Here is a 14126-nt window from a genome sequence, read left to right as displayed (position 1 = left end):
GAAAGGGGGTCCCATGAAGAACAAGCAATTTGCCGCCCTGCCCTTTCGTATCAAGGCTGCGGAGCTCAGCATCCTCTTGATCACCACGCGGCGCAAGCAGCGCTGGTCGGTGCCGAAGGGATCACCGATGCTGCGCAAGCGCGCGCACCGGGTGGCCGCGATCGAGGCCTATGAGGAGGCCGGGCTGCGCGGCAAGATCAGCCGCCAGGCGCTCGGCCGCTTCAAGCACCGGAAGCGCAAGGGCAAGCGCAAGATCCCCTGCGAGGTGAAGCTTTATCCGTTGAAGGTGACAAAGCAGCACGGCCGCTTCCCCGAGCGCGGCCAGCGCAAGCTGATCTGGGTGTCGGCCGCAGAAGCCGCGCGCCGCGTCCACCATCCCGAGCTGCGCCGGCTCATCCAGGGCTTTTCGCGGCAGCAGCGCAAGCGAAGCTGATCCCCGCTCATGCCTGCCGGAGCGCGATGATGACGCCCTTGTCGGCCTGCGGCTGAAGCGGGTCACCCGCCAGCGTTTGATCGCGCCAGGGCGTGCGCCCGTCAGCGCTCCGCGAACTTGATGGTGGACACCGGCCAGCGCCCCTCATGACCGGTGATCGCAATGCGCAAGCCGTGCAGCTCGTCGAGATAGACCTGCTCCACGGTTCCGGCCTTGCCATCGCTCAGCGCCACGCACTTGCCGATCAACTCGGTCTGCGCATGCTCGAACTCGTACAGGATGGTGAAGGCTCGCGTCTTGACGGCAACCATGCGGGAACGGTGTGAGGAGTGAGGAAGAGCCGCGACGCTGCGGGACAGGCCGGCGCTGGCTGATAGATCGGGACTCATCCGCGCCCGGTCAACCACCCCTCAAGCGATCGTGCACGCGGCTCGCGCGGCATGCACGATCTGGTCAGCGGCACTCGAAATTCGCCGCGTCCTCGAGGCTGCCGCTGCCCTTGTAGGTCTGAACCTTCGGGAACGCGCAGAGATCGCGCGTGCGTCCCGGCCATGGCACATCGGGCGCGGCCCGCGCGGCGGCGCGGATGGTTTCCGGCGCGGCGGCCTTGCCTTCCACCCAATTGTCCAGCGCAGTCAGCAGATCGAACTGATCGGTCGCCGGCCCGCCGCCGCAATGGTTCATGCCGGGAACCAGGAACAGCCGCGCAAAGCCATCCGTGTCGGGGTACTTCTTCTTGAGCTGGTCGACATAGTCGACCGTATCGAGCGCGGAGAAGATCGGGTCGGCCGTGCCGTGATAGAATAGCATCTTGCCGCCCTTGCCCTTGAACGTGTCGAGATCGGTCGAGGTCGCCGCCTCATACTCCATGCCGGCATCGAATCCGCCTGCCCCCTTCATTACTTTGGACACATCGCGGTCGATGTCGAAATTGCGCACCCAGGCGACGAGATCGGTCGGGGTCTCCGGCGGGCTCATGAAATCATACGGCACGCCGCCGGCGATCAAGGTCAGATTACGCGCGTTCGGCGGGCTGACCTTGGGCGTGCCGAGCTTCCAGGCGCGCCAGCCCGGCGCGGCGAGACCGGGATCGTGGGGCCAGCGCGAATAGATCAGACCACCCATCGCATTGCGGCTGCCGTCGAACATCAGCTTGATCGCCTTCAGCTTGGGTGCCGACAGGCATTGGGCGCTCTCGCCCTCCTTGCAGGCGAGCACCGAGGGATCGAAGCGGCAGGCCATGACGTCCTGCACCATGCCGTCCTTGGCGCCATCGGCGCCGTCGCATGCCGCGGCCACGCCGTCGGCGACCAGCTTCAGATCCTCATCGGTCAGCGCACTGCCGACATCGGCCTTGCCGTCCGGTCCGGGCGGCGCGATCGCGAGCAGCATCTGCTCCTGCGCGATCACGTCGATCCCGGCGAGCGGCACGCGATAGGCCGGCGCACCGGCAATGACGCCGTCGAACAATTCGGGGAAGCGTTGCGTCACGGCCATCGCCTGACGGCCGCCATTGGAGCAGCCGGCGAAATAGGAGCGTCGCGGCGCGTTGCCGTAGAGCTTCGCGGTCGCGGCCTGCGCAGCGGCAACCACCGGCGGGATCGAGCTGTAGCCCTTGTCGCGCCGCGCCTGCGGATCGAGGCCGAACAGATACGGGCCGAGCGGACCGGGCTCTTCGAGGTGACCGGAGTCGGTGGAGGCCGCGGCGTAGCCATTGGAGAGCGCATTCGGCGGCGTCGCACCGGTCAAGAGGCCGAGCGCCGGCCGCCGCACGCCGTCGACGCCACCACCGCCCTGGAAGACGAACTTGCCGTTCCACGTCGCGGGCAATCGCAGTTCATAGCCGATCGCGTAGGGCTTGCCGTCGATGCCGGTGCGCTCGTTGATCTTGCCGCGGATCAGGCAGTGATCCGGCGCCGGGCTGGTGACACCCGCGGGCGCGGGGGACGCGAGCTGCACGCCGCCGGCGGCGACGAATTCCGCCGTGACCACGCGGCCGCTGCCGGAAAAGCCCTGGGCCAGCGCGGCGCAATTCGCCTTGAAATCCTCAGCCTGCGCGGTCGTCATGGCTGACGTCGTCAGCAGAAGCGCAGCCAGCGCCGACATCCGGATCGTCATCACCTTCATCCTCCCACCCTGCAGGCCACGCGCCGTCATTGCTTCGCAAGCGCTTGATCGTGTCAGACCATAGCCATGGCCGTGCGCAGCCCGCAAGCGGCCGTGCGCGTACGCATGATTGAAAACCGCTGTCGAAGCGTGTCATCTGTCGGCACGACACGATCGAGGGACATCATGGCTGCGGACATCCGGTTGAATGCGTTTGCGATGAACTGCGTCGGGCACCAGTCGCCCGGCCTGTGGCGGCATCCGCGCGACCGTTCTTCTGATTACAATCGCCTGCCCTATTGGATCGATCTCGCCAAGACCTTGGAGCGCGGCCGCTTCGACGGGCTGTTCCTCGCCGACGTGCTCGGCGTCTACGATGTCTATGGCGGCAATCCCGACGCCGCGCTGCGCCACGCCATTCAGGTGCCGGTCAACGACCCGATGATGCTGATCTCGGCGATGGCCGCCGTGACGGAGCATCTCGGCTTCGGCGTCACCTGTACCCTGTCCTACGAGCCGCCCTACCCGTTCGCGCGGCGCATGTCGACGCTCGATCACCTCACCGAGGGCCGCATCGGCTGGAACATCGTCACCGGCTATCTCGACAGCGCGGCGCGCGGCATGGGCAAACAGCGCCAGACCGGCCATGATGATCGCTACGACATCGCCGACGAGTATATGGAAGTGGTCTACAAGCTGTGGGAAGGCAGCTGGGAGGACGACGCCGTCAAGCGCGATCGCGACAGCGGCGTGTTCACCGATCCGGCGAAGGTCCACCGCGTCAGCCATCACGGCGAGAACTATCAGCTCGACGCTATCCATCTCTGCGAGCCGTCGCCGCAGCGGACGCCGTTGCTGTACCAGGCCGGCACGTCGGCGCGCGGCCGCGTGTTCGCCGGCCGGCATGCCGAATGCGTGTTCATGTCCGGCCCCTCGGCCAAGATCATCGCGCCGCGCGTCGCCGCGATCCGCCAAGCCGCGGTCGAGGCCGGCCGCGCAGGCACCGACATCGTGATCTTCAGCATCGCCACCGTGGTGCTCGGCGAGACCGACGCGGAGGCCGAGGCGAAGTTCGCCGACTACCGCCGCTACATCGACCACGAGGCGTCACTGACCTTGATGTCCGGCTGGACCGGCGTCGACTTCTCGACCTATGAGCTCGACCAGCAGGTCCGCCACGTCCTCAACGACGCCGGCCGCAGCGCCATGGACAACGTCACCCGCGCCGATCCGGACCGGGTCTGGACCGTGCGCGAGGTCGCCGAGCACATCGGCATCGGCGGCATCGGCCCGGTCTTCGTCGGCTCGCCGGCCAAGGTGGCAGATCTCATCGAAAGCTGGGTCGAGCAGACCGGCGTCGACGGCCTCAACCTCGCCTTCGCGCTCTCGCCGGAAAGCTTCGCCGATGTCGCCGACATGCTGGTGCCTGAGCTGACCAGGCGCGGCCGCTACAAGAAGGCGTATCAGCCCGGCACGTTGCGCGAGAAGATGTTCGGCCGCGCCCGGCTCGCGGCCCCGCATCCGGCGGCGAGCTATCGGCCCTGATCACGCCGGCAAAAGCGCCAGCACCTGCTCGACCGCCGCCGCAATCGGCTTGATGATCGGCACCGCGAAGTGCGGCTGCAACTGATCGGCGGCCTGCGCCAGCGGCCCGCCGCCGATGATCACGGCCTCGGCGCCGTCTGCGAGGCAGGCCCGCGCGGCGTCGGCCAGCGCAGCAGCAAGCCGCGCCGGATCGGCAGCGAGCGCAGCCGGATCGCCTTCGGTCAAGCGCGTCCCCGTGAACTGCGCCGACAGCTTCAGGCTGTCCACGAGCCCGCCGATGCTCTCGACCAATCCCGGCGTGACCGTCGCGATGCCGAAGCGCCGCCCGCCCTGCCCCGCCTCCCTCATCGACGACTCGCCGATCCCGACCACCGGCAAGGCCATCGCGGCGCGGATCGCGGCCGCACCGGGATCACCATAGGCGGCAACGATGATGCCCTCGCACGCACCGCCCTGCGCCCGCGCGATCTCGACCACCTCGCCGGCCGAGGCTGCGAGCGCCTCGGCATCGACGATCATGCTCGGCGCCCGCGTCGCGGTCGCGCCGACCACCTCGGCGCGATCGCCACACGCCGCCGCCGCAATCGACACCATCATCGCGGTGGTCGCCGCCGAGCTGTTGGGATTGATCAGGAGGATGCGCGGCCGTCGACGCGTCATGGGATGAACTCCGCCAGCCGGCTCAACCGTCGTGCCGCGCCGCGGCCACGCCGAGATCCTTGAAGATCGCGGTCAGCTCATCGACCTCCGCGGCACCCGGCTGCGGCTGGATGCGCCGTTCGATATCCTCGAGGTGATGCGTCATGGCGGCGACCGCTGCGGCCTTGTCGCGCGCCAAGACCAATTCGCCGATGTCGGGATGGGAATCCGGCGAGCAGTCCGGCGCGCCCGGCTGCTCGAAGGTCGCGATCGCCAGCGATGTCCGCAGGATCAGCTCGCGCGCCATGTCGAGCAGCACATGGTTGCCGGCGAGCTGCGCGATCAGGATGTGGAAGTCCGCCGTCAGCGACAGCGAGGCCCAGCGGTCCGAGCGATCGTCGGCCGCCTCGCGCGCCATATGCGCCTTCAGCAGCGCCTTGCCCTGCTTGTCGAGCCGGTCGATCGCGGCGGCCACCGTCGCGGCCTCGATGACGCGGCGCGCGGCGAACATCTCGCGCGCCTGCTCCCAGGTCGGCCGATCGACGAAGGCGCCGCGGTTCGGAAACTGCACGACGATCTTGCGCGAGGCGAGATGCGCCAGCGCCTGGCGGATGTGGATCCTCGTGGTGCCGAGCGCACGCGCCAGCCGGTCCTCGCCGAGCTTGGTGCCCGGCTTCAGCCGCTTCTGGCTGATCGCCGTGAGGATGCCCTGCACGACAGGATCGTCGTCCATCCGGCGCGGATCGACCGGGTCCGGCTCCGGCCGCGGCGCCGGCCGTTGCCGGACCGTGGTCCGGGTCGAGGTCTTCTGCGCCGCGCGATCGGCTTTGCCGCGAGTCTTGATCATGCGGTCATTTCTAGCCGAAGCGGCTGAAATTGAAAGCAGCCGCGCTGCCGCTTGTTTCACCAGACGGCGCATAATGTGTAATCAATAATAGCATCAGATTGGCGCCAATTTTTGGCGACGAAAATTTCGCTCAGTCAGTACAGGTACTTGCGCCAGTGGCCGCCGTGGCACGGCGCTTGCTGACCTCCCGCGCCAACGGAGAGACATGCATGTTGAGCAGCGTCATGACGAGAGAGGCAGCCACAACGCCCGAGGCGCGCGGCTGCACGCTGGCGCTGAACGGCATCGGCCACAGCTTCGGCGGCACAATCGCGCTCGACGGCATCGATCTCGAGGTCGCGCGCGGCGAGCTGATCGCCATGCTCGGCCCATCCGGCTGCGGCAAGACCACGCTGCTTCAGATCATCGCCGGCTTCCTGCAGCCGAGCCGCGGCGCCGTCAGCTTCGATGGCGTGCGCGTCGACCGCGTGCCCGCCAATCGCCGCCGCATCGGCATGGTGTTCCAGAACTACGCCCTCTTCCCGCACATGACCGTCGCCGAGAATGTCGCCTACGGCCTGCGCGCACGAAGCTCGCCGGCGGCAATCGTGAAGCAGCGCGTCGCCGAGATGCTGTCCCGGGTGCAGATGACGGCGTTCGGCGATCGCTTCCCGCGCCAGCTCTCTGGCGGCCAGCAGCAGCGCGTCGCGCTGGCGCGCGCGCTCGCCATCGATCCCGTGCTGGTGCTGCTCGACGAACCGTTCTCCGCGCTCGACAAGAACCTGCGGCTCGACATGCAGATCGAGATCAAGAGCCTGCTCAAGAGCTGCGGCGTCACCTCGATCATGGTCACGCACGACCAGGAGGAGGCGCTGTCGATGGCCGATCGCATCGTGGTGCTCAACAAGGGTCGCATCGAACAGATCGACACGCCCGATGCGCTCTACGATGCGCCGGCGAGCTTGTTCGTCAACGGCTTCATCGGCCACGCCAATTTCCTCAACGGCAGGACCTCGGCGCAGCCCGGCACCATCGCACTCGATGCGGGCTGTGCGCTCGCGATGTCCAGCGGCGAACGGCTGGCCGCCGGCCGTGACGTCACCGTCTCGATCCGGCCGGAGAACCTGACGCTGACATCGGACGCGCAGCCCGGCGCCATCGCCGTGACGATCCGCGTGGTGATGCCGCTCGGCGCCGTCAGCGTGATCGACTGCGTCACCGCCTCGGGCGAGGCCATCAAGGTCAGCCAGTCGCGCGCCGCCTGGTCGGGCCGGCCGGGCGACGCCGCCTGGCTCGTCATCAAGGACATCACCAAGGTCCACGTCTTCGAGGCTGCCGCCTCGCCGTCCATCGCAAGAGCATGAGGAGTTTCGTTATGACGCTGTCCCGCCGACGCCTGCTCGCCACCGCCGCCGCGGCCCTCGCCGCGCCCTCCGTCATGTCGTCCACGCGCGCCCGCGCGGCGAGCTCGATCGTCGCCACCACCTATCCCGGCAGCTTCGACGAGGCGTTCCGTGCGGTGATGGGCCCCGCCTTCCAGAAGGCGACGGGCGCCGATGTGACCTTCACGCCACTGCTCGGCGTCGACCAGATCGGCAAGATCCAGGCCTCGCGCAACGCGCCGCCGTTTGACGTCGTGCTGTTCGACGAGGGCCCGCTGATCCCGGCGATCGCCAGCGGCGTGATCGAGAAATTCCCGACCGAGGCCTCCAAGAGCTTCGCGGAGATCCCGCAGCCGTTCCGCCATCCCGACGGCTATGCACCCGTCCTCACGGTGCAGCTGATCGGCATCGCCTACAATCCGAAGAAGATCACGACGCCGCCGACCTCGTGGGAGGATCTGTGGAAGCCGGAATACAAGGGCCGCGTCGGCATCACCGGCATGGGCTCCTCGCTCGGCACCGCCTTCATGGTCGAGATCGCCAAGCTCCATGGCGGCTCGGAGACCAACCTCGAGCCGGCCTTCGAGGCGATCAAGAAGCTCTTGCCCAATGTCGGCGCCATCGCCGCCTCGCCCGGTGCGCTGGCCGCTTTGTTCCAGCAGGGCGAGATCGATATCGCCTTCAACTTCTGGAACAATGTCGCGCTGCTCGCGGCCAAGGGCGTCGACGTCGCCTTCGCCAAGCCGAAATCGGGCGCGGTCATCATCCGCTCCAGCGCGCAGATCGTGAAGAACAACCAGGACCCGAAGCTCGTGCTCGACTATCTCGACACGGTGATGTCGGCGGAGGCGCAGAAGGGCATCGAGGCCGCACCCTGGGTGATGATGCCGACCAACAAGAACGTGGCGCTGACCGGCGCCAATCTCACGGTCGCCAAGAGCGTCGACGACCTCATCGCCAACAACGTGCTGCTCGACTGGACCAGGTTCCAGCACATGCGCGGCGAATGGATCACGCGCTTCAACAAGGACGTCAAGATCTAGTGGGCATGTCGACCACGCGTCCCCGAGGGGAGCTCGCGCCGGCGCTGCCGCTGGCGGTGGTGTTTCTCGGCGCCTTCGTGCTGCCGCTGATCGCGCTGGTCGCGATCAGCCTGTTCCGCACGCCCGCTTTTGCCGAGCTGTCGCCGGCGCAATATGTGCGCTTCCTGAGCGATCCCTTCAGCCTGCGCGTGCTGGCGGACACCGTGATGCTCGGACTCGAGGTCGCGCTGTGCACGCTCGTGCTCGCCTATCCCCTGGCACTGGTCTATGCCGCGAGCGGCGCGCTGGTCCGCACCATCATTACCTTCCTGATCCTGCTGCCGCTGCTCACCAGCACTGTGGTGCGCACCTTCGCCTGGATCGTCATTCTCGGCCGCGACGGCATCGTCAATTCGGCGATGCTGTCGCTCGGCCTGTGGGACAGCCCGGCCCGCCTGCTCTACAGCTGGGGCGGGCTGGTGCTGGCGTTGACGCAAATCCAACTGCCGCTGATGGTGCTGCCGCTGATCAACAGCCTGCTGCGGCTCGACGGCAATCTCGCCCGGGCCGCCGAAGGTCTCGGCGCCGGCCGCCTCCGCGTCTTCGTCACCGTGATCCTGCCGCTGACCCTGCCCGGCGCGATCGCGGGCGTCCTGCTGGTATTCGCGGCCGCGGCCACCGCCTTCATCACCCAGACGCTGGTCGGCGGCGGCCGCATCATCCTGATGCCGAGCTACATCTACCAGCAGTCGATGGGCGTGCAGGACTGGCCGTTCGCGGCTGCCTTGTCGCTGATCTTCACTGCTGCGGTCATCGGCATCGTCGCCGCCATCGGCGCGCTGTCGCGCCGGCTGACGCGAGGCGTCGATGCGGCGTGACCTTTCCGACCGGCTCTATGGCGGCGTCGTCGGCGCGATCGCAGCCGCATCGGTGCTGCTGCTGCTTGCGCCGACGCTGGTCGTGCTGATCATCTCGCTGACCTCGGGCATGACGCTGAAATTCCCGCCGCCGAGCTGGTCGGCGCGCTGGTATGTCGAGCTGTTCCGCTCGCCCGAGCTGCTCACGCCGGCGTTGACCAGCCTGAAGGTGGCGCTGTGGACGACCTTGTTCTCGGCCGTGCTCGGCAGCGCCGCGGCACTGGCGCTGGCGCGCAGCCGATCGCGGATCGCCCGCCTGCTCGACGCCCTCTTCATGTCGCCGATGGTGCTGCCCGCGATGGCCTTCAGCCTGTCGCTGCTGCTGGTGTTCAACGTGATCGGCATCCGGCTGTCCTTTGCCACATTGGTGCTCGGCCACACCATCGTCTGCGTGCCGTTCGTGATCCGCATGGTCGGCGCCGCCGTGCAGCAGCTCGATCCCGTGCTCGTCACCTGCTCCTTGAGCCTCGGCGCCAGTCGCTGGTACACGTTCCGCCGCATCACTTTGCCCCTGATCCGCCGCGGCATCATCGCCGGCAGCCTCGTCGCCTTCCTGTCCTCCTTCGACAATGTGCCGGTGTCGCTGTTCCTGGCGGATGCCCGCACGGAGGTGCTGCCGATCAAGCTGTGGGCGATCCTCGAAGGCAGCCTCGACGTCCGCGTCGCCGCTGTCTCCGGCGTGATCGTGGTGCTCACCTTGATCGGGCTGATCTGCGCGGACGCGCTCGGCGGCGTCAGCCGCAGCTTCGGAAAGAGCTCTCCATGACCATCATCCGTGACCTGCGCGGCTACGGCCGCCAGCGCCCCGACATCATCTGGCCGAATGGCGCCCGCGTGGCGGTGTCGCTGGTGATCAATTTCGAGGAAGGCGCCGAGCTCGCCGTCGAACAGGGCGATGCCGAGACCGAGCGCTACGGCGAGGTGCAGCCGACCCTGCCGTCAGGCGTCCGCGACCTCGTGCAGGAACAGGTGTTCGACTATGGCATGCGCGTCGGCCTATGGCGCTTTCTCGACGCGTTCGCCGCCAAGCGCATGCCGGCAACGCTCATGATGTGCGGCCGCGCCGTCGAACGCGTGCCCGATCTCGCGCGCCTCGCGGTCGAGGCCGGCCACGAGCCTGCTGTCCATGGCTGGCGCTGGCTGCCGCACGCGCTCTATGCCGACGCTGCCGCGGAACGTCGCGACATCGTCCGCACCCGCGAGGTCATCGCACGCGCCACTGGCGTGACGCCGGTCGGCTTCATGACCCGCGGCAGCCAGAGCCCATGGACCCGCGACCTGCTCGCCGAACTCGGCTTCGGCTACGACTCCAATGCGCTCGACGACGACCTGCCGTATTGGACGACAGCCGCAGGCCGTCCGTTGCTAATATTGCCTTATGGCTTCGACACCAACGACATGAAGTTCTTCCATCCCAACGGCTTCGTGCAGCCGGAGGATTTTTCCGACTACGTCGCGGCGGCCATGCGCACGCTGCTGGCCGAATCCGATCGCGGCGCGGCCTCGATGCTGACGATCGGCTTCCATTTGCGCATCTCCGGCCGGCCGGCGCGGTTTGCCGCCGTCGAGGCGATTCTGGCTATGCTGGCGCGGCTCGGCGACCAGGTCTGGGTGGCGCGGCGCGCCGACATCGCCGCCCATTTCCGCGCACTCGTCGCACCTGCCGTGGGTCCAACTGCGACGCGCGGCGATCACCTCACTCTCATCGATAGCTCGACCTCATCGCCGAACGGCACCGACAGATAGCCGTTGGCCGTTGTGCGGACATGCGCAAGGTAGTCCGGACTATGATCGGCATTGTCGGCGACGATGAAGGCGCCGGGACTGAGCCGGCGCTCGAGCAGATCGAGAACATCGCGATACAGCGGCTTGGCGCCGTCGAGCAGCACGAGATCGATGGTCTCCGGGAGATCCGTGCTCAGCGTCTGCAGCGCGTCGCCCTCGCGGATTTCGACGAGATCAAGCAGGCCTCCTTCGGCGAGGTTGGCGCGCGCACGCGCAATCTTTGACGACTCGAATTCGGTGGTGATCAGCCGGCCGCCGCCATTGTCGCGCAGCGCCGAAGCGAGAAACAAGGTCGAGATGCCGAACGAGGTGCCGAACTCGACGATGGTGCGCGCGCGGAAGCTGCGCGCCAGCATGTAGAGCAACATGCCGGTGTCGCGCGAGACCGGCAGCGGAAAATCCTTCAGTTGCGAATAGAGCTCGACATGGCCGGACTTGCTGCGCATCAATTGCTCGCCGCGGGCCGCCATGCCTGCGAAGACCGGGCTCGTCTCGGGCCGCAGCAGCGCCGCCTCGGACAGCAGGCGATCCAGCAGCGGTGCCACCGGTTGAGTGGTGAGGGTAATCATTGATCGTCTCCAACTTCGGGGTCTTGTTTGCGTCCCGATCAAAATACGACTAATCATTCGCATTCGCTAATCGCATTCCGGACCGCGCCATGGCCTCCGCTCGAAAAGCCCCGATTTCCGCGAGAAAACAGCCGCAACAGGCGCGCTCGACCGACCTCGTTGCGGCCATTCTGCAGGCCGCTATTCAGGTTTTGACGACCGAGGGCGCACAGCGTTTCACCACCGCGCGCGTCGCCGAGAGGGCCGGCGTCAGCGTCGGCTCGCTGTATCAGTATTTCCCCAACAAGGCGGCGATCCTGTTCCGGCTGCAGAGCGACGAGTGGCAGCAGACGACGGCGCTGCTCACCGGCATCCTGAATGATCAAAGCCGCCCGCCGCTGGCGCGGCTGCGCGCGCTGGTCCACGCCTTCCTGCAATCGGAATGCGACGAGGCCGCCATCCGCCGCGCCCTCGACGACGCCGCCCCGCTCTACCGCGACGCGCCGGAGTCGAAAGAGGCCCAGGCGCGCAGCCGACGCACCATGCAGGCCTTCATGCGCGAGGCGCTGCCCGGCGTCACCCCGGCCGAACGCGCGCGGGCGACCGATTTAATCAAGACGACACTGAGCCAGGTCGGCAAGCACTTCTCCGACACCCCACGCAGCCGCGCCGAGATCACGGCCTATGCCGACGCGATGGCGGACATGTTCTGTGCGTACTTGGAGAAGGCAAAGAGTCCGCGCCACCTCCGCGCCAACATGTTGTCCCGGGGCTAACCGCGATCGGTGCCCTCCCTCTCCCCGTTCTTCCCGCACCGACGGTGCACTCCCTCTCCCCGTTCTTCACGGGGAGAGGGTCGGGGAGGGGCAACCAAACGGGTGGTACGACTTCTTGGCAGCAAGCTTTCGCACTCAGACCTAATGGACAGTGATCATGTGCAGCACGACTCGCATCGACGTGCCCGTCCGATAGACGGCGATCCGGGCTTGCGCATGTGCATGCCCCTCACCCGGATTGCTGCGCAATCCGACCTCTCAGCGCGAGCGAAGCTCGTCGCGTCCCTGCAAAGAGCGGGGAGAGGTTCGAACCCGCGACACCCGCGCCGAAATTCGATTTCCACCAAGAATCCCAAGCTGATTTGCCCTGTCCAGTCCTCCATCCAAAAATATTCTTCTTTCTTTTTTCCAGAAATCATGATCTTATCTCCTCATCCCGCCTGATCGAGGGACGCTTTCGCGAACGTCACGAAACGTTGGGTGGGATGCGGTGGCCGGTTCTCGTCGCAGCGTGCCTCAGGCGCGCCGACGTACGAGGGGAGCCGGACGGCGAAGTCGCGTGGTCCTGATACTCCGACGCTAGTATCAAGTCTGCGAAGATGCCTGGCGCATCTCGCGGATGACGGTGGCCAGAAAGCCCGGCGCACCGGGGAGAGCGCGTATAAGCCGTAAGCCCATCGCGCAGGGAAGGCCGGATGTCCGGCTGATCCTGTGGTGACCGCCGCGTGCTTTGCTTTTTGCACGCGGGCCATGGGTGTCAGTCGACGCCCGGCCTTCCCTGCGCCCTCTCTTCCCGGGAGGGACGAACGGCAGACACATCTCGGACGCCGCGCGCGTCGCGAGCACGCGAACGGCTGCCCTGCTCTCCTGCGAAGAAAACAAACTTCTCGCGGGCCGGCCGAATGAAGAACTTTCGTCTCCACCCGCGCCGATCTGCAAAATTGCATGAGGCAACTGATCCTGCGAATGATCCGGTGACATCTGCATACAATCATACGTCAGGAGATTTTCGGATGACACGTTCCCTCGGCGGCTCGCGCCAACAGCGGCTCCCGGCCTTCGCCCGCCGCAGCATCCTGATGATGGGCGTCGCCCTGCTCGGCACACTCGCCACGCCGCGCGCAGAAGCGGCCGAGACGCTACGCATTGGATATCAGAAATCCTCCACGCTGATCGCGCTGCTCAAGACCAATGGCGAGCTGGAAAAGGCGCTGGCGCCGCTCGACATCAAGGTGTCCTGGCACGAATTCTCCAGCGGCCTGCCGCTGCTCGAGGCCATCAACATCGGCAGCATCGATTTTGGCGCTGACGTTGCCGACACCGTGCCGGTGTTCGCGCAAGCCGCGGGCGCCAAGCTCGCTTATGTCGCGGAGGAAGCCGCCTCGCCCTCCGCACAGGCGATCCTTGTGGCCACCGCCTCGCCGGTGAAGACGCTGGCCGAGCTCAAGGGCAAGAAGATCGCGGTAACCAAGGGGGCCGGCAGCCACTATCTGCTGCTGTCGGCGCTCGCCAAGGCCGGCCTCTCTTTCAAGGACATCACCCCGGCCTATCTGCCGCCGGCCGACGGCCGCACCGCTTTCGTCAGCAACAATGTCGATGCCTGGGTGGCGTGGGATCCGTTCCTCTCCAGCACGATCCGTCAGTCCGGCGCCCGCGTGCTCGCCGACGGCAGCGACGGGCTCGCCAGCTACAAGCGCTATTACCTCGCCTCGGCCGACTATGCCGCCAAGCATGGCGACGCGCTCAACGTCATCTATGGCAGGCTGGTCGAGACCGGCAAATGGGTGAAGGCCAATCCGGCCGCGGCGGCGAGCCAGCTCGCCACGCTTTGGGGCATCGATGCCGCCACCGTCGAGGAGGCCAACAGCCACCGCTCCTACCAGGTCGGCGCGGTGACCGCGGCCGGCCTCGCCGAGCAGCAGAAGATCGCCGACGCTTTTCTCGCCGAACGCGTGTTGCCGGCCAAGGTGGACACATCTGCGTTGGCGATCTGGACACCACGAGCGCCGTGATAAAGGACGCAACGCATCGATTGTGGCACGCGAGCGCCGCGGCTTTCACCTCTCCCGAAGGGAGAGGTCGGATTGCATCGGCAGATGCAATCCGGGTGAGGGATCGAGGTGCGAGCCGTCGTCTGGAGAGCCCCC

Annotated in this window: 14 protein-coding genes; 9 read left to right on the top strand and 5 right to left on the bottom strand. The window is 67.0% G+C overall.

The window, feature by feature from the left end; genetic code table 11:
• The first annotated feature begins 13 nt into the window (after positions 1-13).
• The gene (locus ACVILH_RS18655) at positions 14-433 is read left to right on the top strand and encodes an NUDIX hydrolase (RefSeq protein ID WP_456714189.1); all 420 of its coding nucleotides are present in this window, start codon (positions 14-16) and stop codon (positions 431-433) included.
• 101 nt (positions 434-534) lie between these two features.
• Here the strand turns inward: ACVILH_RS18655 and ACVILH_RS18650 are convergent, their stop codons facing one another.
• Both ACVILH_RS18650 and ACVILH_RS18645 read right to left on the bottom strand, forming a co-directional pair.
• The gene (locus tag ACVILH_RS18650) at positions 535-744 is read right to left on the bottom strand and encodes a hypothetical protein (RefSeq protein ID WP_006610602.1); all 210 of its coding nucleotides are present in this window, start codon (positions 742-744) and stop codon (positions 535-537) included.
• A gap of 142 nt (positions 745-886) precedes the next feature.
• Complete coding sequence (locus tag ACVILH_RS18645) at positions 887-2551, bottom strand: tannase/feruloyl esterase family alpha/beta hydrolase (RefSeq protein ID WP_456714188.1); 1665 nt, start codon at positions 2549-2551, stop codon at positions 887-889.
• A gap of 174 nt (positions 2552-2725) precedes the next feature.
• On the opposite strand from ACVILH_RS18645, the gene ACVILH_RS18640 reads away from it, so the two are divergent.
• Positions 2726-4084, top strand: a complete 1359-nt coding sequence (locus ACVILH_RS18640; protein ID WP_456714187.1) for an LLM class flavin-dependent oxidoreductase — start codon at positions 2726-2728, stop codon at positions 4082-4084.
• Here ACVILH_RS18640 and ACVILH_RS18635 read toward each other — a convergent pair whose 3' ends face one another.
• Positions 4085-4744 carry an aspartate/glutamate racemase family protein gene (locus tag ACVILH_RS18635; RefSeq protein WP_456714186.1) on the bottom strand — a complete coding sequence of 220 codons (660 nt, stop codon included), beginning with the start codon at positions 4742-4744 and terminating at the stop codon, positions 4085-4087.
• A 22-nt stretch (positions 4745-4766) separates the two neighbouring features.
• A complete protein-coding gene (locus tag ACVILH_RS18630; protein WP_456714185.1) occupies positions 4767-5570 on the bottom strand; it encodes a GntR family transcriptional regulator in 804 nt (267 codons plus the stop codon).
• 224 nt (positions 5571-5794) lie between these two features.
• Between ACVILH_RS18630 and ACVILH_RS18625 the strand changes: the two genes are divergently transcribed.
• From ACVILH_RS18625 to ACVILH_RS18605, 5 genes are read left to right on the top strand one after another with little or no spacing between them, the layout of a single operon-like run.
• On the top strand, positions 5795-6913 hold the full coding sequence (locus ACVILH_RS18625) for an ABC transporter ATP-binding protein (protein WP_456714184.1): 1119 nt from the start codon (positions 5795-5797) through the stop codon (positions 6911-6913).
• Between the two features lie 11 nt (positions 6914-6924).
• The gene (locus tag ACVILH_RS18620) at positions 6925-7974 is read left to right on the top strand and encodes an ABC transporter substrate-binding protein (RefSeq protein WP_456714183.1); all 1050 of its coding nucleotides are present in this window, start codon (positions 6925-6927) and stop codon (positions 7972-7974) included.
• Between the two features lie 5 nt (positions 7975-7979).
• Positions 7980-8831, top strand: coding sequence for an ABC transporter permease (locus ACVILH_RS18615; RefSeq protein WP_456714182.1), 852 nt, complete (start codon positions 7980-7982; stop codon positions 8829-8831).
• Positions 8821-9636, top strand: a complete 816-nt coding sequence (locus ACVILH_RS18610; protein ID WP_456714181.1) for an ABC transporter permease — start codon at positions 8821-8823, stop codon at positions 9634-9636. The genes ACVILH_RS18615 and ACVILH_RS18610 overlap by 11 nt, the downstream gene beginning before the upstream one ends.
• Positions 9633-10616: a polysaccharide deacetylase family protein gene (locus ACVILH_RS18605; protein WP_456714180.1), complete on the top strand. Its 984-nt coding sequence runs from the start codon at positions 9633-9635 to the stop codon at positions 10614-10616. Before ACVILH_RS18610 ends, ACVILH_RS18605 begins: the two co-directional genes overlap by 4 nt.
• Here the strand turns inward: ACVILH_RS18605 and ACVILH_RS18600 are convergent.
• Positions 10562-11224, bottom strand: a complete 663-nt coding sequence (locus tag ACVILH_RS18600) for an O-methyltransferase (protein ID WP_456714179.1) — start codon at positions 11222-11224, stop codon at positions 10562-10564. The two genes, ACVILH_RS18605 and ACVILH_RS18600, sit on opposite strands and share 55 nt — an antisense overlap.
• Before the next feature lie 89 nt (positions 11225-11313).
• Between ACVILH_RS18600 and ACVILH_RS18595 the strand changes: the two genes are divergently transcribed.
• Together ACVILH_RS18595 and ACVILH_RS18590 are read left to right on the top strand one after the other, a co-directional pair.
• Positions 11314-11979, top strand: a complete 666-nt coding sequence (locus ACVILH_RS18595; RefSeq protein ID WP_456714178.1) for a TetR family transcriptional regulator — start codon at positions 11314-11316, stop codon at positions 11977-11979.
• Positions 11980-13058: 1079 nt separating this feature from the next.
• The gene (locus ACVILH_RS18590) at positions 13059-13991 is read left to right on the top strand and encodes an aliphatic sulfonate ABC transporter substrate-binding protein (RefSeq protein ID WP_456717022.1); all 933 of its coding nucleotides are present in this window, start codon (positions 13059-13061) and stop codon (positions 13989-13991) included.
• Positions 13992-14126 lie beyond the last annotated feature (135 nt).

The organism is Bradyrhizobium sp. USDA 4353 (assembly GCF_054063215.1).
The sequence above is the reverse complement of the archived record's forward strand: the minus strand, read 5'-3'. Positions and strand labels throughout refer to the sequence as shown.

Excerpts from the sequence above, each read along its gene's own strand:
- ACVILH_RS18595 (WP_456714178.1), top strand. The coding sequence starts at position 11,314 with ATGGCCTCCGCTCGAAAAGCCCCGATTTCCGCGAGAAAACAGCCGCAA.
- ACVILH_RS18645 (WP_456714188.1), bottom strand. The coding sequence starts at position 2,551 with ATGACGATCCGGATGTCGGCGCTGGCTGCGCTTCTGCTGACGACGTCA.
- ACVILH_RS18600 (WP_456714179.1), bottom strand. The coding sequence starts at position 11,224 with ATGATTACCCTCACCACTCAACCGGTGGCACCGCTGCTGGATCGCCTG.
- ACVILH_RS18610 (WP_456714181.1), top strand. The coding sequence starts at position 8,821 with ATGCGGCGTGACCTTTCCGACCGGCTCTATGGCGGCGTCGTCGGCGCG.
- ACVILH_RS18605 (WP_456714180.1), top strand. The coding sequence starts at position 9,633 with ATGACCATCATCCGTGACCTGCGCGGCTACGGCCGCCAGCGCCCCGAC.
- ACVILH_RS18620 (WP_456714183.1), top strand. The coding sequence starts at position 6,925 with ATGACGCTGTCCCGCCGACGCCTGCTCGCCACCGCCGCCGCGGCCCTC.
- ACVILH_RS18630 (WP_456714185.1), bottom strand. The coding sequence starts at position 5,570 with ATGATCAAGACTCGCGGCAAAGCCGATCGCGCGGCGCAGAAGACCTCG.
- ACVILH_RS18615 (WP_456714182.1), top strand. The coding sequence starts at position 7,980 with ATGTCGACCACGCGTCCCCGAGGGGAGCTCGCGCCGGCGCTGCCGCTG.
- ACVILH_RS18655 (WP_456714189.1), top strand. The coding sequence starts at position 14 with ATGAAGAACAAGCAATTTGCCGCCCTGCCCTTTCGTATCAAGGCTGCG.
- ACVILH_RS18635 (WP_456714186.1), bottom strand. The coding sequence starts at position 4,744 with ATGACGCGTCGACGGCCGCGCATCCTCCTGATCAATCCCAACAGCTCG.
- ACVILH_RS18640 (WP_456714187.1), top strand. The coding sequence starts at position 2,726 with ATGGCTGCGGACATCCGGTTGAATGCGTTTGCGATGAACTGCGTCGGG.
- ACVILH_RS18590 (WP_456717022.1), top strand. The coding sequence starts at position 13,059 with ATGATGGGCGTCGCCCTGCTCGGCACACTCGCCACGCCGCGCGCAGAA.
- ACVILH_RS18625 (WP_456714184.1), top strand. The coding sequence starts at position 5,795 with ATGACGAGAGAGGCAGCCACAACGCCCGAGGCGCGCGGCTGCACGCTG.
- ACVILH_RS18650 (WP_006610602.1), bottom strand. The coding sequence starts at position 744 with ATGGTTGCCGTCAAGACGCGAGCCTTCACCATCCTGTACGAGTTCGAG.